20 protein-coding genes, 1 tRNA gene and 1 other annotated feature are annotated in these 23,893 nt (G+C 37.4%); of the genes, 7 read left to right on the top strand and 14 right to left on the bottom strand.

The features are described from left to right. Positions 1–40: 40 nt before the first annotated feature. The 3 genes from ACY9Z2_RS17635 (at position 41) to ACY9Z2_RS17625 (ending at position 1,706) form a co-directional block, all read left to right on the top strand. A complete protein-coding gene (locus tag ACY9Z2_RS17635; protein ID WP_463610983.1) occupies positions 41–688 on the top strand; it encodes a deoxynucleoside kinase in 648 nt (215 codons plus the stop codon). 13 nt (positions 689–701) lie between these two features. Continuing rightward, positions 702–1,385, top strand: coding sequence for a deoxynucleoside kinase (locus tag ACY9Z2_RS17630; protein ID WP_463610982.1), 684 nt, complete (start codon positions 702–704; stop codon positions 1,383–1,385). 132 nt (positions 1,386–1,517) lie between these two features. Then, the gene (locus ACY9Z2_RS17625) at positions 1,518–1,706 is read left to right on the top strand and encodes a hypothetical protein (protein WP_463610981.1); all 189 of its coding nucleotides are present in this window, start codon (positions 1,518–1,520) and stop codon (positions 1,704–1,706) included. Positions 1,707–1,771: 65 nt separating this feature from the next. Here the strand turns inward: ACY9Z2_RS17625 and proC are convergent, their stop codons facing one another. Continuing rightward, positions 1,772–2,599 (bottom strand): pyrroline-5-carboxylate reductase, encoded by an 828-nt coding sequence (gene proC, locus ACY9Z2_RS17620; RefSeq protein WP_463610980.1) that lies wholly within the window; start codon positions 2,597–2,599, stop codon positions 1,772–1,774. A gap of 378 nt (positions 2,600–2,977) precedes the next feature. Continuing rightward, positions 2,978–3,070: transfer RNA gene (locus ACY9Z2_RS17615), tRNA-Ser, on the bottom strand. 257 nt (positions 3,071–3,327) lie between these two features. Between ACY9Z2_RS17615 and ACY9Z2_RS17610 the strand changes: the two genes are divergently transcribed. Genes ACY9Z2_RS17610 through ACY9Z2_RS17600 form a run of 3 tightly spaced genes read left to right on the top strand, consistent with a single transcriptional unit; the run spans position 3,328 to position 5,987 of the window. Beyond that, entirely contained in the window at positions 3,328–4,545 is a 1,218-nt protein-coding gene (locus ACY9Z2_RS17610; RefSeq protein WP_463610979.1) for a DUF58 domain-containing protein, read from the top strand. Then, complete coding sequence (locus ACY9Z2_RS17605) at positions 4,532–5,659, top strand: hypothetical protein (protein WP_463610978.1); 1,128 nt, start codon at positions 4,532–4,534, stop codon at positions 5,657–5,659. The genes ACY9Z2_RS17610 and ACY9Z2_RS17605 overlap by 14 nt, the downstream gene beginning before the upstream one ends. Before the next feature lie 13 nt (positions 5,660–5,672). Continuing rightward, entirely contained in the window at positions 5,673–5,987 is a 315-nt protein-coding gene (locus ACY9Z2_RS17600; RefSeq protein ID WP_463610977.1) for a hypothetical protein, read from the top strand. A gap of 72 nt (positions 5,988–6,059) precedes the next feature. On the opposite strand, the gene serS is transcribed toward ACY9Z2_RS17600, so the two are convergent. The 5 genes from serS to guaB form a co-directional block, all read right to left on the bottom strand. Continuing rightward, complete coding sequence (gene serS / locus ACY9Z2_RS17595; protein ID WP_463610976.1) at positions 6,060–7,334, bottom strand: serine--tRNA ligase; 1,275 nt, start codon at positions 7,332–7,334, stop codon at positions 6,060–6,062. Between the two features lie 168 nt (positions 7,335–7,502). Further along, positions 7,503–7,723, bottom strand: a binding site (T-box leader). A gap of 99 nt (positions 7,724–7,822) precedes the next feature. Continuing rightward, positions 7,823–8,413, bottom strand: a complete 591-nt coding sequence (gene pdxT, locus ACY9Z2_RS17590; RefSeq protein WP_463610975.1) for a pyridoxal 5'-phosphate synthase glutaminase subunit PdxT — start codon at positions 8,411–8,413, stop codon at positions 7,823–7,825. Between the two features lie 15 nt (positions 8,414–8,428). Continuing rightward, positions 8,429–9,313 carry a pyridoxal 5'-phosphate synthase lyase subunit PdxS gene (gene pdxS, locus ACY9Z2_RS17585; RefSeq protein WP_463610974.1) on the bottom strand — a complete coding sequence of 295 codons (885 nt, stop codon included), beginning with the start codon at positions 9,311–9,313 and terminating at the stop codon, positions 8,429–8,431. 50 nt (positions 9,314–9,363) lie between these two features. After that, positions 9,364–10,698, bottom strand: a complete 1,335-nt coding sequence (locus ACY9Z2_RS17580; RefSeq protein WP_463610973.1) for a serine hydrolase — start codon at positions 10,696–10,698, stop codon at positions 9,364–9,366. Between the two features lie 450 nt (positions 10,699–11,148). Continuing rightward, the gene (gene guaB / locus ACY9Z2_RS17575) at positions 11,149–12,618 is read right to left on the bottom strand and encodes an IMP dehydrogenase (RefSeq protein ID WP_463610972.1); all 1,470 of its coding nucleotides are present in this window, start codon (positions 12,616–12,618) and stop codon (positions 11,149–11,151) included. A gap of 178 nt (positions 12,619–12,796) precedes the next feature. Here guaB and ACY9Z2_RS17570 point away from each other — a divergent pair, with 178 nt between their 5' ends. Further along, positions 12,797–13,753 carry a YaaC family protein gene (locus ACY9Z2_RS17570; RefSeq protein WP_463610971.1) on the top strand — a complete coding sequence of 319 codons (957 nt, stop codon included), beginning with the start codon at positions 12,797–12,799 and terminating at the stop codon, positions 13,751–13,753. 251 nt (positions 13,754–14,004) lie between these two features. Here ACY9Z2_RS17570 and ACY9Z2_RS17565 read toward each other — a convergent pair whose 3' ends face one another. The 7 genes from ACY9Z2_RS17565 to dnaN all read right to left on the bottom strand — a co-directional run bounded on the left by ACY9Z2_RS17565 (position 14,005) and on the right by dnaN (position 23,857). Then, positions 14,005–15,099 (bottom strand): HD-GYP domain-containing protein, encoded by a 1,095-nt coding sequence (locus ACY9Z2_RS17565; RefSeq protein ID WP_463610970.1) that lies wholly within the window; start codon positions 15,097–15,099, stop codon positions 14,005–14,007. A 284-nt stretch (positions 15,100–15,383) separates the two neighbouring features. Next, a complete protein-coding gene (gene gyrA / locus ACY9Z2_RS17560; protein WP_463610969.1) occupies positions 15,384–17,906 on the bottom strand; it encodes a DNA gyrase subunit A in 2,523 nt (840 codons plus the stop codon). A 475-nt stretch (positions 17,907–18,381) separates the two neighbouring features. Next, positions 18,382–20,307 (bottom strand): DNA topoisomerase (ATP-hydrolyzing) subunit B, encoded by a 1,926-nt coding sequence (gyrB, locus tag ACY9Z2_RS17555; RefSeq protein WP_463610992.1) that lies wholly within the window; start codon positions 20,305–20,307, stop codon positions 18,382–18,384. Positions 20,308–20,443: 136 nt separating this feature from the next. After that, a complete protein-coding gene (gene remB, locus ACY9Z2_RS17550; RefSeq protein ID WP_463610968.1) occupies positions 20,444–20,716 on the bottom strand; it encodes an extracellular matrix regulator RemB in 273 nt (90 codons plus the stop codon). Between the two features lie 19 nt (positions 20,717–20,735). Further along, complete coding sequence (gene recF, locus ACY9Z2_RS17545; protein WP_463610967.1) at positions 20,736–21,848, bottom strand: DNA replication/repair protein RecF; 1,113 nt, start codon at positions 21,846–21,848, stop codon at positions 20,736–20,738. Positions 21,849–21,873: 25 nt separating this feature from the next. Then, on the bottom strand, positions 21,874–22,098 hold the full coding sequence (yaaA, locus tag ACY9Z2_RS17540) for a S4 domain-containing protein YaaA (RefSeq protein WP_463610966.1): 225 nt from the start codon (positions 22,096–22,098) through the stop codon (positions 21,874–21,876). Positions 22,099–22,720: 622 nt separating this feature from the next. Further along, complete coding sequence (gene dnaN / locus ACY9Z2_RS17535; protein ID WP_463610965.1) at positions 22,721–23,857, bottom strand: DNA polymerase III subunit beta; 1,137 nt, start codon at positions 23,855–23,857, stop codon at positions 22,721–22,723. Between the last annotated feature and the right edge of the window lie 36 nt (positions 23,858–23,893).

Genomic DNA, 23,893 nt, shown 5'->3' with positions numbered 1-23,893 from the left:
GCTAAAATTAAATACATCTGACATGAATGGGGGAATACATATGGCAGAGGTTCCGTTCATAGCCATCGAGGGACCAATTGGTATCGGGAAAACATCACTTGCAAAGAAGCTATCTGCCCATTTTGATTATCATTTATTAAAAGAAATTGTCGAAGAAAACCCGTTTCTTGGAAAATTTTACGATGATATCGATGAGTGGAGTTTTCAAACGGAAATGTTTTTCTTGTGCAATCGATTTAAACAATTAGAAGATATTGAAAAAAAATATTTACGTCAGCAAAAAGCGGTAGTAGCTGATTATCATATATCGAAAAACATGATTTTTGCAAAACGCACGTTGCAGCAGGACAAATTTGATAAGTATGAACAAATTTATCATATTTTGACCAAAGATATGCCAGTTCCAAACATGATGATCTACTTACACGCTAGCCTTGATACAGTACTTGCACGAATCAAACAACGTGGTCGTGAAGTGGAGAAAAATATTAAAGCTTCCTATCTTGCTCAGTTATCTCGTGATTACGAGGATTACATGAATCAATTCGAAGCGTTACATCCAGAAATTCCCGTTATTCGAATCAATGGAGACGAATTGGATTTTGTAAAACGACAGGATGATCTCGATCTGATTATAAAGCGAGTAGAGGATCACTTGAACAATCATAAGGAAACAGTGAAACAATGAAGGGGAAAATACGATGAACTTACGGGAGAAATACCAAATACCAAACGATAGCATTATAACCATCGCAGGTACAGTTGGTGTGGGAAAGTCCACCATGACCAATGCATTAGCAAATGCACTACAATTTAAAACTTCTTTTGAAAAGGTAGATACAAACCCATATTTAGAGAACTTTTATGCTGATTTTGAACGATGGAGCTTTCATTTACAAATTTATTTTTTAGCTGAACGTTTCAAGGAACAGAAAAAAATTTTTGAATATGGTGGAGGTTTCGTACAGGATCGTTCGATTTATGAAGATACAGGAATCTTCGCTAAGATGCATTATGAGAATGGTACCATGTCAAAAATTGATTACGAGACATATACAAACCTTTTTGAGGCAATGGTCATGACACCATATTTTCCACATCCGGACCTACTCATTTACTTAGAAGGAACATTGGATGAGGTATTAGATCGGATTAAAATACGTGGCCGTGAAATGGAGAAGAACACACCACTAAGCTATTGGGAAGAAATGCACACGCGTTATGAAAACTGGATTAATAACTTTAATTCTTGCCCGATTTTACGCATTAAGATTTCGGACTATGATTTAATGAAAAAAGAAGAATCGATTGAACCGATTTTAGAAAAAGTGGGACACTTCATCCAGCAGTCACGAAAATGGAAAACGAGAGAACTTATACGGTAATAACAATGAGGTAATTCACTATTGGTTGAATTACCTCATTTTCTGTTCTACTATGATTTTGTGTCATTTAAAAATAACATGCTTATGTTAAAGTAAAAAAATATAGTTACCAAAAAAGGAGCATTGTTTACTATGATAAAACATGTAAAAGCTCATTTATGTGTAGCGGGTATTTTCTGCTTGTTATCTTTGCTATTATTTTTGGCAATTGACTCTTCACATCCTTACGTTGCAAGTACTTTTATCGCATTCTTTGCTTTTGAAGGAAGTGTTTATTATTTTCATAAGAAAGACAGGGAACAAAGTAAAATTCGTTTATAAAGAGAGAGTCTAAAATCATTTCCATGGTTTGCAACAACTATGAGGGAGACAATTCCCTACAAAGATTAATTGTCTCTTTTTTGGTTCCCTAATGCCTTTGAACGGTCCCGGGCACTAGCTATACACGCTCTAATAGCATCCTGAAAATGATGAATTTCAAGTGTCTCAAGCCCTGCCTGCGTCGTTCCATTTGGACTCGTGATTTTTTTACGTAAAACATCAGCAGGCTCGCCTGATTGCTTCAGCATTTCTCCTGCTCCAATAATTGTTTGCATGATTAATTGGTTTGCAGTCTCCGGGTCTAACCCTGATTCAACAGCCGCTTCCTCCATTGCCTCCGCTAGATAATAAATATATGCAGGTCCACTTCCTGAAAGTCCTGTTACGGTATGCATATGTTCTTCATCTACAACGGTTGTGGTGCCAATTGTATTAAAAAGAGAAATGACCTCCGTTAACTGTTTGTCTGTAATCCTATGGCCCCTAGCTATTGCAGTTGCTGAATAACCAATCGTTGCGGAGGTGTTTGGCATTGCACGAATGATTGGTACATGCTTATTTAGAAGAGAAGAAATAGACGCAATGGAACTACCAGCTAAAACCGAAACAACCACTTGGTTTGGTTGAATATAATCTTTAAATGCTTCAATTGCAGAAGGTAAGTCATACGGTTTCATCGATAGTACGATTATATCGGCATCTTTTACTGCCTCATTTCGATCCGTCTTACAATGCACATCATAGCGATCCTTTAATCGTTTTAATCGTTCTTTATTATTCTTATTCGTAACAAAAATTTGTCTTGCATCAAGATAACTATCATGTATAATCCCTGCAATAATAGCCTCAGCCATCGAACCCGCACCAATGAACGTTATTTTCTTTACCATCATCTCGCCTCCCTTAAAATAGAAAAAACCCCAATCTGTCCTCGATAAAAGGACGGATTGGGGTTCTATCCGCGGTACCACCTTCATTGGCTTAACTGCCCACTCTTTTATTGATAACGCAGTAAGTCTGCGGTTAGATTTTAATCCTAACAACTACCAGGTAGGTTCGATCATGCTATAGCGACGGAATCTTGCAGCCGGTGAATTCCGATCTCTTACGCTTAGTTCATCATCTACTGGCCTGTTCATTGTCTTTTACCTATGTAATTTCAATTACTATACTTGTTAGATTGTATGCTGTCAAGAGAAAAAAATAACAAAAACCGCTACAATATGCAGCGGTTTTCCGTATCTCCAAAATTATGCGCTTGTGTTAATAAATGGAGGAGGTAGAGGGATTCGAACCCCCGCGCGGTTTGACCCGCCTGTCGGTTTTCAAGACCGATCCCTTCAGCCAGACTTGGGTATACCTCCGTAATCGACAAGTAATAATATATCATGGGAAAAAAGGCTTGTCAATTGGAACGGAAGAATTTTTTATTTTAAGAAAACAAATTAATAACAACATAACTTATAACCCAAATAATAAGATGTTCTACCTCAAATAAACAAAGGTTTCATAATATTATTAAATAATTCAAAAAATGTCATTCTATTTTCTGTAAGTAAATGGTAACATTATAATATAAATGAGAATTTTTTACACAAATAAAAAAGGAGTCAGCTTACCAATGAAACAAACAAATTGGAATAGAAACTCCATAAAAAATACGAGACAAAAGTATGATTTTATCCTACTACTTCTTGGTGCTTTAACCATTATTAGTTTAATAGTCAACCAGACATTAATTTTCTTGGTTATTGGATTGGTTGGTGTTTACGTGTTACTCATTCGAATCTATGATAAGCGAATCGGCCGAAGACTAATACTAGAGAATAGGAAGCGAACCATTCGAATGTTTGAAGGGGACCAAGGGGAACTAGATCTTCGACTATCCAATCATTCCTTTCTCCCTTTTCTAAATGCGAAGATCACATTTTCAACCAACCAAAAGGTATACAGTGAGGATTTTATAGAAAAGACACGGGGACTGCTGAATCATTACCAGATCCCTTTTGTCTTACATGGAAAAAGTGAAACCCATATGCCAATTCCGATACAAGCAAGGAAACGTGGAGTATCGCTTGTTGAAAATGTTCAACTTGTATTTCCTCATTTATTGAATTTTGATCAAGTGGATATGGAACTCCTTGAAAAGTATCAAACGGAAGTTCTAATTTACCCAAAACCTATACCAGTAGCTGGTATAGAGGAATTTCCATACAATAATTTTGGAAACCAGGTAACATTATTTTCACCATTTGAAGATCAGCTAAGCCCCGTAGGTACAAGGGATTATGTTCACTCGGATCCTTTCCATCGCATTCATTGGAAGGCGTCAGCTAAAAACCAAACATTACAAACAAAAATTTATGAGCGTAACCAAAATATTTGTTGGACAGTTATCGTTAATATTGCGGAAATTAGCCCAGTAGGAAATATATATCGAAGCGATAAATTTGAGGAATTATTATCACAAGCAGCATATATATGCCAAATAATTACCAAAAAAGGATATCCGATGAAGTTGTGTATTAATGCATCACGGATCGGTAATGTTCCATTTTTTCTTGATGAAGGGGATGGCAATAATCATTTGAAAAAGATGTTGGAATTACTTGCACGAATTGGTGATGATAATAATGCTATTTCAATTGTAAATGTTATGCATCGCATCGATCGATCAATTGAAGCTTCGGATATGATAATTGTGATCGGAGCACTTGATCATCAAAGCATCTCTTATACAAATAAGTGGAATAAACAAGGCAACCGTGTATTTCAGGTAATCGATAATGAAAATGGTGCCTATCTATCAGAAAGGTTATATGTGTATGAAGCCAAATAATACGATTACAAAATATTATCAGTTCGTTGGAGAATGTCTTGTCTTTTATTTTTTGTTAGTCCCAATTCATTCTTCATTCCTTTACTCAAAACCTTTTTGGAACTATTTAATTATAATTATTTTTTCCATTGTACTCTTTGTTCTCAGTATCCGATTAATTAAAAATTATATTATTTATGTGGTGGACCTTGCTATCTTGGTACTGTTCACAAACTATGTAATTGGACTTTCTGTATTTATTAGCCTCATAATTGGTATGTTTTTTGTATGGAGGTTCATCATTCAGGAAAATGAAGTAGCTAGAGAGAGACAATTACAGTTAATCGGGGGGATGCTATTTTTATTTGCAATAGATGTTATCTTTTTTTATGATCCAAATCTGATTTGGATGGCGATCACCTTTTTAGTTTTCATGGTTGTCGGTTACCAATTAAGCCATATTTTTGTTGGAAGAGATATGAATATTTACCCATCGTTACGTTATCCATCTTGGTTTATTGGTTTGACTTTGGTAGGTAGTGTTCTTTTATTTTCTTTCTTTCAAATTAGCAATCTTTCCCTTGCTACCATTTGGAATAAAATTGTATCGATGCTGACTGTCGCAAAACCACAATTTAGTCCAAAAATTGGAGAACAAAATCCTATACCTCCTAAAACTAGCTACCCTGAAACCGATGTGCCCGAGTTTGTTTTAGGAATTGGCCAGTTAATCATTATTCTAATTTTTATAGTAGTTATTATATTTTTAGTACGTAAAAAGGCTATTTCACAAGGTAAGGGGAGCATATCGAAAATCTTCTCTTCCACTCGAATAAAAGAAACAGAACCAACTGAAAAAGGAAAAAACAATTCATTATTTAGAAAAGGAAATTCAAAAAAGCCCAATAATCGAATTAGACGCAAAGTGTATCAATTCGAACAACTGGCTAAGCGAAAAGAAAAAGGTAGAGAAACATCCGAGACAATTGAAAACTGGTTTGATCGGTATGGTATAGAAGCTTCTTATTTGGATTTGTATCAAAAGGTTAGATATGGTGATGGTGAATTGACTGAAGAAGAAGCCTTACAGTTTGAGGATGAATTGGCTGATATAAAGAAAAAGATGGAACTATAAAGGATGGGGTAAGTTGTTACTGGTTAAATTGATTGTATTGATTGCTTTGCAGCTGTTATTCATTTATTTGTTTTCAATCGAGCAAAACGTCCAGTTACAGGATGTATTTTTTCCATTCGGAATAATCATGTTAATAATTTCCGTCCTTTTTACTTTCGTTATCAATGGAATGGATGTAAAGCAAAAGGGGATACGTTTTATTGGAGCAATTTCTATTAAGGATGAACCAACCAAAAATGAGGGTCCCTATAAGATGAGTTTGGTTAATTCATTTACACTTTCGGCATTTTGTGTTTTCGTACTCTCAACCGTAGTAAGTTTTGTATAACTATGGTGGATAAAAAACATTTTATTAATAAATTTAAATTCCTCCAATCAATGAAAGGAGGAATTTTTTTATTTACCTAATTACATCTTTCCCACCCATATAAGGTCGTAACACTTCTGGTACAACCACAGAGCCATCCTCTTGCTGATAGTTTTCCAAAATAGCTGCAACGGTACGACCAATAGCAAGTCCAGATCCGTTTAACGTATGAACAAATTCTGGCTTTCCTTTTTCTTCGCGACGGAAGCGAATGCCGGCGCGTCTTGCTTGGAAATCCTCAAAGTTAGAGCAAGAAGAGATTTCACGATACGTATCTTGGCTAGGAATCCATACTTCAATATCGTATTTTTTAGCAGCAGTGAAGCCTAAGTCAGCTGTACACATGCTCATCACACGGTACGGTAATTTTAATAGCTGTAAAACTTTTTCCGCATGTTCTGTTAATGTTTCAAGTGTTTCATAAGAATCTTCAGGCTTCGTAAAGTGAACAAGCTCTACCTTATTAAATTGATGCTGACGAATCAAGCCGCGTGTATCGCGTCCAGCAGATCCCGCTTCAGAACGGAAAGATGCACTAAATGCCACATATTTTTTCGGTAAATCATCATTTCGTAAAATATCATCACGATGGTAGTTCGTTACGGGAACCTCAGCAGTTGGTACCATAAAATAGTCCCAGCCTTCAAGCTTAAATGCGTCTTCCTCAAATTTTGGAAGCTGACCTGTACCTGTCATGCTTGTGCGATTTACCATATATGGCGGAAGCATTTCCGTATATCCATGCTCATCTGCGTGTAAGTCCATCATAAAGTTTAGTAGCGCACGTTCTAAACGAGCCCCTAACCCTTTATAAAAAACAAATCTGCTTCCTGTTACCTTTCCTGCACTTTCAAAATCCAAGATATCCAAATTCGTTGCGACATCCCAGTGCGGTTGTGCTTCAAATTCGAACTTAGGGACGTCACCCCATTCACGTGCCAACACATTGTCATCCTCGTCTTCTCCAACTGGTACACTTTCATGTGGAATGTTTGGAATAGACAACAACATCATTTCTAGTTTTTTTTCGATATCCTTTAGTTCTGTATCCAATTCCTTAATTTGATCGCCAACCTCACGCATTTCTTTAATTGCAGGCTCTGCATCTTTTTTCTCCTTTTTCAGCACAGAAATTTGCTTCGTTGCCTCGTTTCGTTTTGCTTTTAATTTTTCTGTTTCTGCAATTAATTCACGACGACGTATGTCAAGCTCACCAAACTTATCTAATTCAGATAAATCTTCACCACGGTGGGCTAGTTTTTCTTTTACTTCTGGAAAATTATTGCGTAGATACTTCATGTCTAACATGTTTAGTTCCTCCTTTTTTATTTTGTCTAGCTACGGTTCCTAGAAGCTGCCGTCATAAGCAATAGACATTCCAAACGCCAAAAACCAGGCGTTTGGAATGTCTATTGCTTATGCGTCCGCTTCTGAACAGTCACCTCCGCTTTTCCATTAAAAAACTCCCGTCCCAAAAATAGGGACGAGAGTATAATTCCCGCGATGCCACCCTGATTGAAGAGATGAACTCTTCCGGCTCAAAAATGTTAACGGTTTTTAGCCGGGTTTACCTACTACAACCTGCGTTCAGTAAACCAGTTTAAGGATGGATTCACAGCATTCCTTCATCGATTCACACCAACCATCGACTCTCTTTAGAAAGCATAACTGTTACTATTTCCTCGCATTACTGTTTAAATGATTATGATACATCATACATAATTTTATGTTAGGATGCAAGTCTTTTTATAAAAATGGTTTATTCGTCCAACAAACAGTACATTTAGCCAATAATACTACGATGCAAGCATTTTTTTAGATTCTTCCACCATTTTAACAAAATACTCCACAAATCGATTGTCATCCGTTAATTCCGGATGAAACGCTGTACAAATATAATGCCCTTGTTTTGCCGCAACAATACGGTCTTGATACGTTGCTAACACTTCAACCTCTTGTCCAACCTCAACGACATATGGGGCACGAATAAACACTGCATTAAAGTCATCTGCCACATGCTTGATTTCAAGTTCTTTTTCGAAGCTTGCTACCTGACGTCCAAAGGCATTACGTGCAACCTTCATGTTCATCAAACCTAAATGGCCACTTTCCTGACCTTCAATTTCTGTCGCCATTAAGATCAATCCAGCACAGGTTCCGAAAATTGGCTTTCCTTTCGCACCAAATTCTCTCAGTGCTTCAAAAAAACCGTAGCTATTAATTAAGCGTCGCATCGTTGTACTTTCTCCACCAGGGAAAATAAGTCCATCGATTTCTTCTAGCTGTTCTGTACGTTTTATCTCTATTGCTATTGCACCAGATGCTTCCACAGAACGAATATGTTCGCGAACTGCACCTTGTAGTGCAAGAACACCGATTGTTGTCATAGTCATTCCTTCTTTCTATTCACTACGATCTTGCATACGGTCAGATCCGGAAAGTGTGCTCATTTCGATCCCTTTCATCGCGATACCAAGATCCTTAGAAAGTTCAGCAATAAGCTTATAATCTGTGTAGTGTGTTGTAGCTTCTACAATCGCTTTAGCAAATTTTGCTGGATTATCTGATTTGAAGATACCAGATCCAACGAATACCCCGTCAGCTCCAAGTTCCATCATCAATGCAGCATCGGCTGGTGTTGCAACGCCACCTGCAGCAAAGTTAACAACAGGTAAACGACCTTCTTCGCGAATTTGCAACAATAGCTCGAATGGTGCTCCGATATTTTTTGCAAATGTCATCACTTCATCTTTCGACATTGCTGACAATTGACGGATTTCAGATTGAATTTGACGCATATGACGAACCGCTTCAACGATATTTCCTGTACCAGGTTCACCTTTTGTACGAAGCATAGATGCACCTTCACCAATACGACGTGCAGCTTCTCCTAGGTTACGGCATCCACATACGAAAGGAACCGTGAAATCTGATTTATTTAAATGGTATACATCATCAGCTGGTGTTAATACTTCACTTTCGTCAATGTAATCGACGCCCATTGCTTCTAAAACACGTGCTTCAACGATATGTCCAATACGTGCCTTTGCCATAACAGGGATAGAAACTGCATTCATTACTGCTTCCGTGATTTCAGGGCCAGCCATACGAGCTACGCCACCTGCAGCACGGATATCAGATGGAACACGCTCCAATGCCATAACAGCAACTGCTCCAGCTTCCTCTGCGATTTTTGCTTGTTCAGCGTTGACAACGTCCATGATTACGCCGCCTTTTTGCATTTCTGCCATTCCACGTTTTACGCGATCTGTACCTGTATTTGTCATTCGTAATTCCTCCTGTGATATGATACTTTCAGCCTAGATTATTATACTACTTAAAACCAACCTTTAACAGTATCAACGATTGTTGTAAATAGGTTTCCAAAAAAGTCACCAATTGATCCAATAATCAACATAAACCAGTTGTCTTTTTCGACAGAATCTTGTGCTACAACGTCAACCGTCTTATTCGTTTCTGCATTAAAAATGTAGCCATAATCGTTTTCACCTTCGAAAATTAATTCGGCTGTTCCTATTTTCTCGCCTTTTTCAATTGGAGCAGCTAATTCGCCAGCTTTGTTTAGTTTGTCTTTATTCAACGTATATTTTAGCGTATACTTTTCTTCCTGACCTTGTTGTACAGGTACCTTTATTGCTTTATTTGTTGCGATTTCAACAGTATCTTTTTTTCCATCAGCCACAGGTAACTTCGCTTGTCCATCTAGTTGATAGCCTTTTGGAAAAAGTTCTTTTGTTTCAAAGTTAGAAAATCCAAAATCTAATAGTTTTGCTGTTTCCTGAAAACGTTCAGCTTTACTGTCCGTCTTCATGACAACTGAAATAAGTCGTTGTCCATTACGTTCTGCTGTCCCTGTGAAGCAATAGCCAGCTATATCGGTATGTCCTGTTTTTAGACCATCCACACCTTCATAATGGAACTGCTTCAAGAATGATGCTGTATGTGGCAACATCCAGTTCAAATTCTCCACATTGTAACCTTCAAACTCTACTTCTGTTTGACTAGAAACTTCTAGTGCTTGTGGATGCTCTTTAATTAGGTTGTATGCCAATAATGCTGCAGAACGTGCAGAAAGTAAGTTGTTTGCGTTTGGATCTGTTCCCTCTGGTACATTTTCACCAAGTAGTGAATTAGGTAATCCAGTGGAGTTAACAAATTTATAATCAGGTAAACCCATTTCTTCTGCTGTTTTGTTCATCATTTTAACAAATTGACCTTCGGAACCTGCAATTAATTCTGCAAGTGCGATAGTAGAACCATTATCCGAAAATACTGCCATTGCTTTATACAATTCTTTTACGGTATATGGTTTATTTTGCGTTAATCCAATTCCTGAGAAGGTTGGATTAGCCGATATACTATATGGATAGTCACTAATAGTTGTTGTTGTATCCCAGCTGATTTGACCACTTTCGATAGCTTCCCATACAAGGTATTCCGTCATCATTTTTGTCATACTAGCTGGTGGTAGTGCCGTATCAGCATTTTTAGCGTATAAAATCTTCCCTGTCTCTGCATCAACTAATATTGCTGATTTTGCATTAAGCTCAACGGTCGCTGCTTGTGTTCCCATAGGCTGTACAATTACCGTTGTCACCATTACTAATGCTACAAGTAATAATGACAAAATTCTCTTTACGTTGTCTATCACTTTCTCTACCTCCACCTGTATATAAATATCTATTAATTTTTAAACCACATCTTTGATAGTTTACCATAGAAAATAACAAAAAAATAGACGGGGAATATTCCCTATCTATTTTTTTACTAGGATTATTTACCTATTTATTTGTGCCCCAGACTTAATCATCCATTACTTCTTTCGACAAAATTTGCTTGTGTGGCTAAGACCATTGAATTGAACAAAATTTTTTCCGGACACAGGATCCTTTATTTGATCAAAAAGGGGGTAATTTATTATGATTTTGGTTAAATAAGGTCTCTGGGGTCCGATAACATGTACAAAATGAGGTTTTTTCAGGAAATAGAGGAACGTGTGTCCAGAAAAGACATTACTCGCTTAGATTTGATGCACAGGCTGCTCCAAACCCAAGCAACAAACAAAAAAAGCTTCCTCTAGAAAAGGAAGCTTTCATACTATTTATACCGAGTAATTCGGTGCTTCTTTCGTAATTTGAACATCATGTGGATGGCTTTCACGTAAACCTGCATTGGTAATACGAATAAAACGAGCATCGTTACGTAACGAATCAATTGAAGCTGTTCCACAATAGCCCATGCCAGCACGTAATCCACCGATTAATTGATGAACAGTATCTGCTAGAGGCCCTTTGTAGGCAACTCGTCCTTCGATTCCTTCAGGTACAAGCTTTTTCGTTTCCTCTGATTCTTGGAAATAACGATCTTTTGAACCAGCTTTCATTGCACCTACTGATCCCATACCACGATATACTTTATATTGTCTACCTTGGAAAATTTCTGTGTCTCCAGGGCTTTCGGATACCCCAGCAAACATACTACCAAGCATAACTGCATGCGCTCCAGCAGCTAATGCTTTGGCAACATCACCTGAATACTTAATACCACCATCTGCAATTACTGGAATGCCATATTCTGCAGCAGCCATTGCACAATCGTTAACAGCTGTTATCTGCGGTACACCAACACCTGCTACAACGCGTGTTGTACAAATGGAACCTGGTCCAATTCCTACTTTTACAATAGATGCGCCTGCTTCAATTAATTCTTTTGTCGCTTCCGCAGTCGCAACGTTTCCAGCAATGATGTCTAATTCTGGATAAGCTTGTCTTACACGTTTCACTTGCTCTAATACGCCTTTTGAATGACCATGTGCCGTATCAATGACAATTACATCTACGCCACTAGTTACAAGGTGCTCGATTCGTTTCATTGCATCAACGGTTACACCAACAGCTGCACCTACTAATAATCTACCTTGTGCATCTTTTGCAGCGTTTGGAAATTCAATTACTTTTTCAATATCCTTAATCGTAATTAATCCCTTTAAAACACCGTTATCATCAACAAGTGGTAATTTTTCAATTTTATATTGCTGTAGCATTTTTTCTGCTTCATCCAGTGTCGTACCAACTGGTGCAGTTACCAGATTTTCACTTGTCATTACTTCGTGAATTAAAATCGAATAGTCTTGAATAAAACGAAGATCACGATTTGTAAGGATTCCGACTAGCTTTTGTTCCTCTTCGTTATTTACAATCGGAACGCCAGAGATGCGGAATTTGCCCATCAAATGCTCAGCATCAAATACTTGATGTTCAGGGGTTAAAAAGAAAGGATTAGTAATAACGCCACTTTCCGAACGTTTTACACGATCAACCTGTTCTGCTTGGTCTTCAATCGACATGTTTTTATGAATAACACCAAAGCCACCTTGACGTGCCATTGCTATTGCCATTTCAGCTTCCGTAACTGTATCCATGCCTGCACTAATAAACGGTGCGTTTAACTTTAGTTTTTGAGACAGTTTTGTTTTTACTTCTACGTCCTTTGGAAGTACTTCTGATTTCGCTGGTACTAGTAATACATCATCAAACGTTAAACCTTCTTTTGCAAACTTATCCTCGCGCATCTTCATCCTCCTAATTGTCATTTTATGGCATAAAGTCTATGCGTATTATTTATCTATACGGTTACACTAATTGTTACTTAGAATAAGGTATCGTTAAGTGATTTTCAACAGGTACTTACTAAAGTGGAAAAAGAAAATGCATTCTAAATATTTTAATAGTTTAGAGAGGAGGAATTATATGAGAAAACAGGATATATCAACCTTTTTCACCTCTTTACATAATCTCCATTCGAGCCAACAATTTCTAGAAAATTGTTATACAACAATCGGTGAACGTGAACCGGAATCGAAAAGCTATGAAAACAGTGGTACATTGATGTACTACCTTGATCAGGGGGAGTTATTTTTACAAGAAGGAAGAAAAGCTGATGTTCGGCTCCAGCCACTTTTATATTTCTACGGGATGGTTCACTTATTAAAAGCATGCTTATTAACCAATCGACCAGGTTATCCTGAATCGACGTCTATTCTGGCACATGGTGTCACAGCTAGAAAGCGAAAAAAGAAGGATTACACGTTCATCCATGATGAGGTAAAAATTCAACAAAATGGCCTGTTTAGTTATGCATGTAATCATTTGTTTTCTATGAAACATGCACCTTTCCAGAAAATTAAAATGGAATTTTTATTAGGATTAATACCTGAGATGAATGACCTTTTTGTGCATAGTAATCATGAAAAAACTGTTGAGATTGGTGAAATAGGCTCTTCACTTCTACAGTTTCCAGTTACTATCCTTGATCGTTTTCATTTAACCGAGCGTGCATTTATTCAACGGATACAAACACATTTGTCTAACATAAAAAAAACAGAAACAACAGATGGATCCCTTATCGTTACGTTGGAAAAACCTGTTCAACAAATGAATGGACCATTTTATTGTCATCAAGAGAAGCAAACCATATATTTTCCTTTAGAACGTACGTATTTTGTTACAATTCCTGAGATTTTAATCCATTATTTATTGCTATATAACCTAAGTATGATTAGTCGTTATGAAACAGAGTTTTGGGGAGAACTATTTGCTACAAAACATGGATTAGATTACTCGGTTATTGCACATTATTTAACAATCGTTGCTGATAAGATTGAGGTTTTACTTGGAGAGTGGTTGATGCATAAGGGGAGAAATTAGTTAAGAGGTTGGCTTATAACTATTCCTACCAATTGAGATGACGAACAATGTTATAAATTAGCTCCGGAAATATACGTAGACTCCTGCGGGAGGGATGGCATCGGTGAGACCCCGGAGTGCGAAAGCACGAGGAGGCTCACCAGCCACCCGCGGAAAGCGAAGTATATTTCCGGAGCGATTTTTTTACACTATTTTATATTATTGTTCGAATTCTTATTAATGAATTTAATTTTGTCCCAGTCTATTTCTGATTAGATAATTTCTTCAATATAAATATTTGGTCTATCTTTTAATGCCAAAATACTTTCTCCATCATCAAGCTTTACCATTGGTCTTGTTGGAAACTTGTCTTCTACAAAAACAATTTCCGCTTTATGGCCATCCGATAACGTTACCTTTGTGCCAATTGTAAAATTAGCAAGGCTTTTAATAAACAGATCAACTACCTGGTGATCAAAATGGGTAAATTTATGAAAAGATAACGTTTCAATCGCTTGAAACGGCGATTTTTTTTCTTGATACGGACGATCACTAGTCATGGCATGATACATGTCACTAACAGCAATGATCCGCGCATAAGCATGTATTTTTTCCTTTTGAACACCAAGTGGATAGCCACTACCATCCATTCGTTCATGGTGCTGTAAAATAGCTAATTTTACAACCTGGGTTATCGTTGGTATATGTTCGACCATTCGGTATGAATAGGTTGGGTGATTTTTCATTTCGTTTACTTCAGCATCGGTTAGTGACCCAGATTTATGTAATATCCCTGGTGATATTTTAGCCATCCCACTATCACTAAGGAATCCTGCTAACCCAATTTGAATCCAATCACCGCTCGAATAACCCATTTTCTTTCCTAAAAAAGCAGCAATTATTCCAACTGCAATACTATGATGATACATATAATCCTTTTTTGTACTTAATTGATGCAATGTAAAGACATCAACTTCACCCTTGTCCATCCGTTCAAATAACGGAATCGCAAGCTTTCGAACCGCTGGCATATCAATCGTAATGTTGTTTTGCCAAGAATGAAAAAGCCTCTTATACGCTGTTACAACAAGATGATAATGATCCTCAAACGTTAATTTATCTCTACTTTTTGTTGATGGTACCTGCTTTGATTTCTCTTTTTCTTTTATAACCGTTTTTGGTGTAAAGGCTTTTCCATCTGCCAACTTCGCTCCAACATCTACATGATTGATTAAAAATTTCTCCAATATCGTGATGTGTTCTTCTGTAAGAACAGTATGTTTAGGGATGATTGCCCGGTTTGACTTTCCCTTTACATCGCTTAACAACATACAACCTGGAACAAGTTGTGCTGGTTCCACTCGCATGTTATCCCCCCTTTGATTAGAACGTTACAGTAGAATAATTTTTTTATTAGAAAACTCGGTATTCGCCTCGTCAAATAGCGAGTGCCGAAGTTTTTCTTATAAGGTTTATTTACCATAACTTATACTTCTGACGTTATTAGAAAACTTGGCTTATCGCCAAGCTTTAATGGCGAAAGCCTTAGTTGCCCTTATACTTTCCTATCAGTGAGAAAAGGCAACTCAAAGAGAGTAATCATTTCATTTCTCTGCTGAGCTGCCTTTACATACTTTCTCATCCTGTTGTCTTATTCGTCTTCTGTATCGTTTACTTCTACATTCGTTTCTTGTTCTGATGTTACTTCTGCCTCGGATTCAGTTTCTTCTACTTCTTCCTCATCCTCTGGCTCTACTTTTGCAACGGTTGCAACTTCTTCTTCATCCTGCAAACGAATCAAACCAACACCACGCGTGTTACGACCTGATTGAGAAATTCCTGCAACTGGAATTCGAATCAATACACCAGCAACTGTAATTAACATCAGATCTTCCTCACCATTTACAGCTTTTACTGCAACTACATGGCCAGTATCTTCATTTAATTTACACGTGAAAATACCTTTACCACCACGTTTTGTGATCCTATATTGATCTTCAGGAGTACGTTTTCCGACCCCTTTGTTGGTTACATGTAAAATTTGTAGACCTTCTTCTAAAATTTCCATCGACACGACTTCATCGTCATCACGTAAAGATATCCCTCGGACTCCCGCTGCGGTACGACCCATCGAACGGATTTGGTCTTCTGGAAAACGAATTAGATAGCCATTTCTCGTCGCAATCATAATATCCTTGTTACCATCCGTTAAACGAACCGAAATCAATTCATCATCTTCACGCAGATTTACAGCGATTAATCCACCTTTTCGTATGTTTGCAAACTGAGATAATGAAGTTCGTTTCGACACACCTTTTCTTGTTGTAAAGAATAGGAACCAATCCTCAGCGAATTCTTCAATCGTGATAACTGCATTGATGTACTCATCTTTTTCAATTTGTAAAAGATTGATTACTGGAATTCCTTTTGCTGTCCGGCTAAATTCAGGGATTTCATATCCTTTTGCTCGGTATACCTTACCTTTATTTGTGAAGAATAGTACCGTATCATGTGTTGAAGTGGATACTAGGTGTTCAACGAAGTCATCCTCGTTCGTTCCCATTCCTTGAATACCGCGACCGTTCCGCTTCTGCGTACGATACGTCGAAGCTGGTAAACGTTTAATATAGCCCTGATGTGTAAGCGTAATAACAATGTTTTCCTCAGGAATTAAGTCTTCATCCTCAATGAAGTCTAGTCCACCAACTACAATTTCAGATCGACGGGAATCACTATAACGCTCCTTAATCTCCGTTAATTCTTCACGAATAATCTCTAATACTTTTTCTTCATCAGCCAAAATAGCTTTTAGCTCATCAATTAGTTGGAGTAATTCGTTGTATTCATTTTCAATTTTTTCACGTTCTAGACCGGTTAAACGTTGTAAACGCATGTCTAAAATAGCCTGAGCTTGTTTTTCAGAAAGTCCAAAGCGCTCCATTAAGCCATCTCGAGCAATATCGGCTGTTTTGGAATTTCGGATTAACGCAATAACCTCATCCAAGTGATCTAAAGCGATGCGCAAACCTTCTAAAATGTGTGCACGCGCTTCTGCTTTTCGTAGCTCAAATGCAGTACGACGTTTAATAATTACCTTTTGGTGCTCCAAATAGTATTCCAAGCATTGTTTTATATTTAAAACACGTGGATGTCCATCTACTAAAGCAAGCATATTGATGCCAAAGGTCGTTTGAAGTGACGTATATTTGTACAGATTGTTTAATACAACATTCGCATTTACATCACGGCGTAACTCCATAACAACACGAAGTCCATTACGATCGGATTCATCACGTAAATCAGTAATACCGTCAATACGCTTATCACGTACAAGATCAGCAATCTTTTCAATCAGTTTAGCTTTATTGACCTGATATGGTAACTCACTAACAATAATCGTTGATTTGCCATTAGCTTTCTCTTCAATATGTACCTTAGCTCGAATGGTTATAGAACCTTTTCCAGTTTCGAATGCTTTCCGAATTCCACTTCGGCCAAGAATTTGTCCAGCAGTTGGAAAGTCAGGACCATAGATATGATTTTCCATCAGTTCATCAATAGTAATTTCAGGATCTTTACTAATAGCTAACACAGCATCAATTGTTTCCCCTAAGTTATGGGGTGGAATATTCGTTGCCATACCAACTGCGATCCCGGATGTACCATTAACTAATAAGTTAGGAAAACGAGATGGAAACACGATTGGCTCGCGTTCGGAACCATCGTAGTTATCCCGATAATCGATTGTATCTTTGTTAATGTCACGCAGTAATTCCATTGAAATTTTGGACATACGTGCCTCTGTATAACGCATCGCAGCTGCAGAATCACCATCAACCGACCCAAAGTTACCGTGTCCATCAACCAGCATGTAACGATAGCTGAAGTCTTGTGCCATACGTACCATTGTTTCATATACGGCAGAGTCACCATGTGGATGGTACTTACCAATTACTTCACCAACAATACGTGCTGATTTCTTATGTGCTTTATCCGAGTGCATTCCTAAATCATTCATCGCATACAAAATTCTTCGATGAACAGGCTTCAGTCCATCACGGACGTCTGGTAGGGCACGTGACACAATTACACTCATTGCGTAGTCAAGAAATGATGTACGCATTTCTTGACTAATATTTATTTCTTGAACATTAGAACGTTCTTGATCTGCCATTCTGTTACCTCCCTGTCACTAAATTTCAAGTGACGAACAATGAAAATCTATCTTTTATCTATGACTAGTTGTGACGAAACATTAAAACAATGTTTGACTTTGTTTATATCAATTTTGCGGACACAGGATTCGCTATTTGGTTAAAATAATCGCATTTGTTGATCTTAACGGACTTAGAATCCGCTATTTGGTCATTTAATGGTTAGTTTGTATCGATTTTGATTAAATAAGGAATCTGATGTCCGATAGCCTATTAAAAATGGTATGTTTTGCGTAAATAACGGATTGTGTGTCCAATAAATTTCGTTCCCTTATGCTTCCGCTTCTAACCAGTCGCCTTCGCTTTTCTTTGGCTAGCTGCGGCTCCTAGAAGCTGCCGTCATAAGCAATAGACATTTCAAACGCTAAAAACCAAGCGTTTTCCAGTCTCTTGCTTATGCGTCTGCTTCTGACCAGTCGCCTTCGCTTTTCTTTCTTAAACGTCTAAATTTTGTACGTATTGGGCATTTTCTTCGATAAAGTTCCTGCGTGGTTCTACTTTATCTCCCATTAGCATATCGAAAATCTGATCCGCCTCAATTGCATCTGAAAGGTCAACCTGCAACAATGTACGGTTATCCGGATCCATTGTCGTTTCCCAGAGCTGTGTAGCGTTCATTTCCCCAAGCCCTTTGTATCGTTGGATACCTGGCTTTGGACTACTTGGAAGTTCACCTAACACACGGTCCAATTCCTTATCGTTGTATGCGTAGTGTGCAGCTTTACCTTGCTGTATTTTATACAATGGTGGTTGCGCAATATATATATAGCCATTTTCAATTAATGGACGCATGTAACGATAGAAAAATGTTAATAAAAGGGTACGAATATGAGCACCATCTACGTCAGCGTCAGTCATAATAACTACTTTATGGTAACGTGCTTTTGTAATATCAAAGTCCTCAGCAATGCTTGTACCAAGTGCTGTGATCATCGCCCGAACTTCATTATTTGATAGAATTTTATCGAGTCGTGCTTTTTCCACGTTTAAGATCTTACCACGTAACGGCAAAATTGCTTGGAAATGACGGTCTCTTCCTTGCTTAGCTGAACCACCTGCAGAGTCACCCTCAACGATATAGAGTTCACTTATTTTTGCATCCTTTGACGAACAGTCGGCTAGTTTACCAGGCAGGTTTGATATCTCCAGTGCACTTTTACGACGTGTTAATTCACGTGCCTTTTTCGCTGCAGCACGTGCACGAGAAGCCATTAATCCTTTTTCAACTACTATCTTCGCAACGGAAGGATTTTCAAATAAAAACTTTGAAAAAGCTTCACTAAAGATGGAATCCGTAACGGTACGAACCTCGCTACTACCAAGCTTTGTTTTCGTTTGACCTTCGAATTGTGGATCCGGATGTTTTACTGATATAATCGCTGCCATTCCTTCTCTGACGTCATCACCAGTTAAATTCGGATCATTTTCTTTAAACATGTTATTTTTTCTAGCATAATCATTGATTACTCGCGTTAGTGCAGTTTTGAATCCTGATTCATGCGTTCCACCTTCATGGGTGTGGATATTGTTTGCAAATGAATAGATATTGCTCGCAAAACCATCGTTATACTGAACAGCTATTTCAACTGTAATCCCATCATCTTCTGATTCCGCATAAAACGGTTCATGGAGTACTTCACGTGATTGATTAATATATTCTACATATGACTTAATTCCACCCTCATAGAAATACGTCACAGGTTCTTTATCACTTCGTTTATCCTCAAGTGACATCGTTAGTCCTTTATTTAAAAAGGCTAACTCACGCACACGCAATGCTAGAGTGTCAAATTCATACGTGGTAGTTTCCGTAAATATCTCTGGATCTGGCTTAAAATGAATGATTGTTCCAGTTTTATCTGTGTCGCCAATAACCTTTAACTCTTCTTGTGGCACACCGCGTTCAAATCCAATAAAGTGGACTTTTCCATCTAGGTGAACATAAACTTCTAGATTTGTGGAAAGCGCATTAACAACTGAAGCACCTACACCATGCAATCCACCAGAAACCTTATATCCGCCACCGCCGAATTTTCCTCCAGCGTGTAAGACAGTCATAATAACTTCAACTGCTGGTCGACCAGTTTTCTTTTGAATCCCAACTGGAATACCGCGTCCATTATCTTTAACTGTAATGCTATTATCTTTTTCAATAGTAATTTCAATATGATCGCAGTACCCTGCTAGTGCTTCATCAATACTGTTATCAACAATTTCCCATACTAAATGATGTAAACCACGTCCACTAGTAGAACCAATATACATTCCCGGCCTTTTACGTACAGCCTCTAATCCCTCAAGTACCTGAATTTGATCAGCACCATATAATTGTTCATTTGTTACATTATTTTCTGCCGACATTCTTTCACCCACATTTCTTTTTTACGAGGTTGTCCTCTTATAATCTATTCTCAATATATCGATCAGCTACAATGCCCTTCCTAATCTGCCTTACGATAAGTCAGCATCGATAGTTAGAGAAGCACTTTCGCCTTTTTCATTCATCTGAATAATTATCAAGCTTACTTATTGTTGAAATCATACTCGCTCGCTTTTTTAATGTTGCAACTGACAAGGAGCTAAAATATATTAAATCCTTCGTAATTACGACAGATTTTGTCTCTTCGGATGGTGCAACGATCAATTCACTTTTGGTTGCGCGATCAATCATCTCTTCCATAATGGATGAGGATGAAATCACATTTCGATCAATAATAGAAATTACATCTTTTGATTGAATCACATTGTCATTCCCGATATGAATAAACATAAAAAATTACACCACCTAACTATGTATCTACCTTGCCATTGTCCACTCGAAATAACTCTGCTTTGTTTAATGTTTTATGATTGATTCCATCTACACTCGTGGTGGAGACAAAGGTTTGAACCCGTCCTTGTATGGTGTTTAATAAGTGCGATTGCCGATAATCGTCTAATTCACTTAACACATCATCAAGTAGAAGGATGGGATATTCGCCAACCTCGTTATAGATTAACTCTATTTCCGCAAGCTTCATCGATAAAGCTGTTGTCCGTTGTTGCCCTTGTGATCCATACGTTTGGACGTCTTTTCCATTAACGTAAAAAAGTAAATCATCACGATGTGGACCAATTAATGTTGTTCCCCGTTCAATCTCTTTCTCTTCTATTTCTTGAAATTTCGTTACGTAGCTAGTTTCTATTTTCTCCTTACTTGACGCTTCTGATACTTCTATCGTCGCTAAATACTCTATTTCCAGTTGTTCGAGATCACGACTTATTTGCTTATGGATAGGTATTGCCCATTTACGCAACAACTCTAAAAAGGCAAATCTTCTTTCCAGTAACGTTGTGGCATGCTGAATTAACTGCTCTGTAAGCACTCTTAAAACCGCCGGATCTTGCTTTTGTTTTCGTTGCATTTGCTTTAATAAATGATTTCGTTGTTTCAAGACCTTTTGATACTGTCCAAGATGATAAATATAACGAGGCTGAATTTGTCCAAGCTCCATATCGATAAACCGCCTACGAATTTGTGGTGGACCCTTTACTAAGGTTAAATCCTCTGGAGCGAACATTACCACATTTAATGCGCCGATATAATCACTTAACCGCTTTTGTTCTAGGTGATTTAATTTCGCCTTTTTCCCTTTAGTGGAAACGACAATTTCAAGCGGAAAAGATTGATTTCTTTTTGTTATGTTACCTTCTATTTTAGCATATTCCTTATCCCATTGAATCAGTTCCTTTTCCCTTGGGGTACGATGTGATTTAGTGAATGCAAGTACATATATAGCTTCCATAAGATTGGTTTTTCCTTGCGCATTTTCACCTATTATTACGTTGACCTTATCATCAAAAGTAAGATCTATCGCATCGTAATTTCGATAATTTTTTAACTGTAAATGGTTAATATGCATGACAATTCCTCATTTATTTTTACAATCAATTTTCTTCTTTTACTACGATGAAAGAACCAGCTTGTTCTACTTCTATTACATCGTCTGGATAAAGCTTTCGACCTCGTCTCTTTTCCCGTTCACCGTTTACGATCGCACCTTCATCCTGTAGAAAAGCTTTAATCATACCACCTGATTCAAATATGTTTGCCAGTTTTAAAAATTGACCAAGGGGTATATATTCAGTAGTTATTTCAATTTTTTCGTGCATCTTTTTCACCAGATTCTTTTTTAGAGTTTGTATCCTATTATTAAAACAACATACGTATAAAGTGATACGTATTGCCCTCAAATAATCAAATACAAGTGCCTTCTATCTATTTTACTAAAGTTTTGGTGTTAAGGGAAGGAAGTAAGCTAAAATTGTTATATAACGCTTTAAAAACTATCCATTTCTGCAAATTAAAGCAAAAAACGCCCTCATTTTTGAAAAATGAAAAGCGTTTTTATAGTGAAATTACTATTTTTGGTTGGAACTACCGTTCCGGAAATACACTACGCTTTCCGCGGGCTTGCGTTGAGCCTCCTCATGAGCAAAGAACGCTCACTGCGGGGTCTCAACACTTCGCTTTCCCGCAGGAGTCTTCGTGTATTTCCTCCACTGTTTTTGCTTAATTAAATAACATGTCTATCTTCATTTTCCATTGTTGATTGAAGTGAAGGGCAGTCGACTCCTGCGCTGAAGACCCCCGGAGGAAGTGGTTTTCTTCCGAAGAGGCTGAAGCGTTGTCCGCGGAAAGCGACTGCTCGTAACGGAAATCAACGTTGTACTCTATGTTGCAATATACATTAATTACGAAAAGTATCTTTGGAAAACACTTATTAAAATATAGTTAATACGTTCTAACAGGCAAAATTAGCTGTAAAATTGGATCGTTGTTCTCTGGACGAATAATAAACGGACGCATTGCACCAGTAAATTCAATTTTTACTTCGTCATTTTCAATTGCTTTCAATGCATCTAGCATATATTTAGAACTGAAAGAGATTTTTAACTCTTCACCTTCAATTGATTGTACGGTCATTTCTTCTACAACTCTACCAACCTCTGGTGAGTTACTCGTAATCTCTATTACTTGATTTTCTTTTGTTGCAAGACGAACAACATTATTACGATCTTCTTTTGCTAAAAGAGAAGCACGGTCGATTGTATTCAATAATTCTTTTGTTTTTGCATGAATGATTGTTTTACTTTCTTCTGGTATTAATCGAGATGTTTCAGGATAATTACCATCTAGCAATCTAGATAAAAAGTATACGTGCTTTGTTCTGAACAATATTTGGTTGTTCGTTACACTGATTTCTACAGGATCTTCCGTATCAGATAAAATTTTATATAGTTCATTTAAGCTTTTTCCTGGAACAACAACACTCGGTATATTCAACTGTGCTTGTTGAACTGGAATTTCACGTGATGCTAAACGATGGCTGTCTGTAGCTGTAAAATTTAACGTTTCATTATCAAAATTAATTTTTACACCAGTTAGAATCGGGCGTGTTTCCATTGTAGAAACAGCAAATACCGTTTGTTTAATTAAGCTTTTTAATAAATCAGTTGGTAATTCAAAGCTTTCATCCGTTTGCAGCATTGGCAGCTGTGGATATTCTTCTGCATCTTGACCATTCAAATTGAATTCTGCTTTTCCTGATTTTATCGTTACTTTTAAGTTTTCATCAGCAGTAATTTCAACTGACTTTTCTGGAAGCTTACGAACAATATCAGGGAAATAACGTGCCTGTAAAACAATACTTCCTTCTTCAATATCTTCTACATGTACAATTCCATCTTCTTCTACAGGAATAAATGATTGAATGGATATATCAGAGTCACTACCGGTTAACGTAATTCCACTCTTTTTTGCTTCAATTTTCATTCCAGTCAAAATGGGAATAGCAGTACGTGATGATATTGCTTTCATAACATCCTGGACACTTGTAATTAATTTATCTCGCTGAATACTAAATTTCATGAACTAAATCCTCCTAATGGAAGTTCTTTTATATAT

This window comes from Virgibacillus sp. GM2-2, from assembly GCF_055329585.1.
The sequence above is the reverse complement of the archived record's forward strand: the minus strand, read 5'-3'. Positions and strand labels throughout refer to the sequence as shown.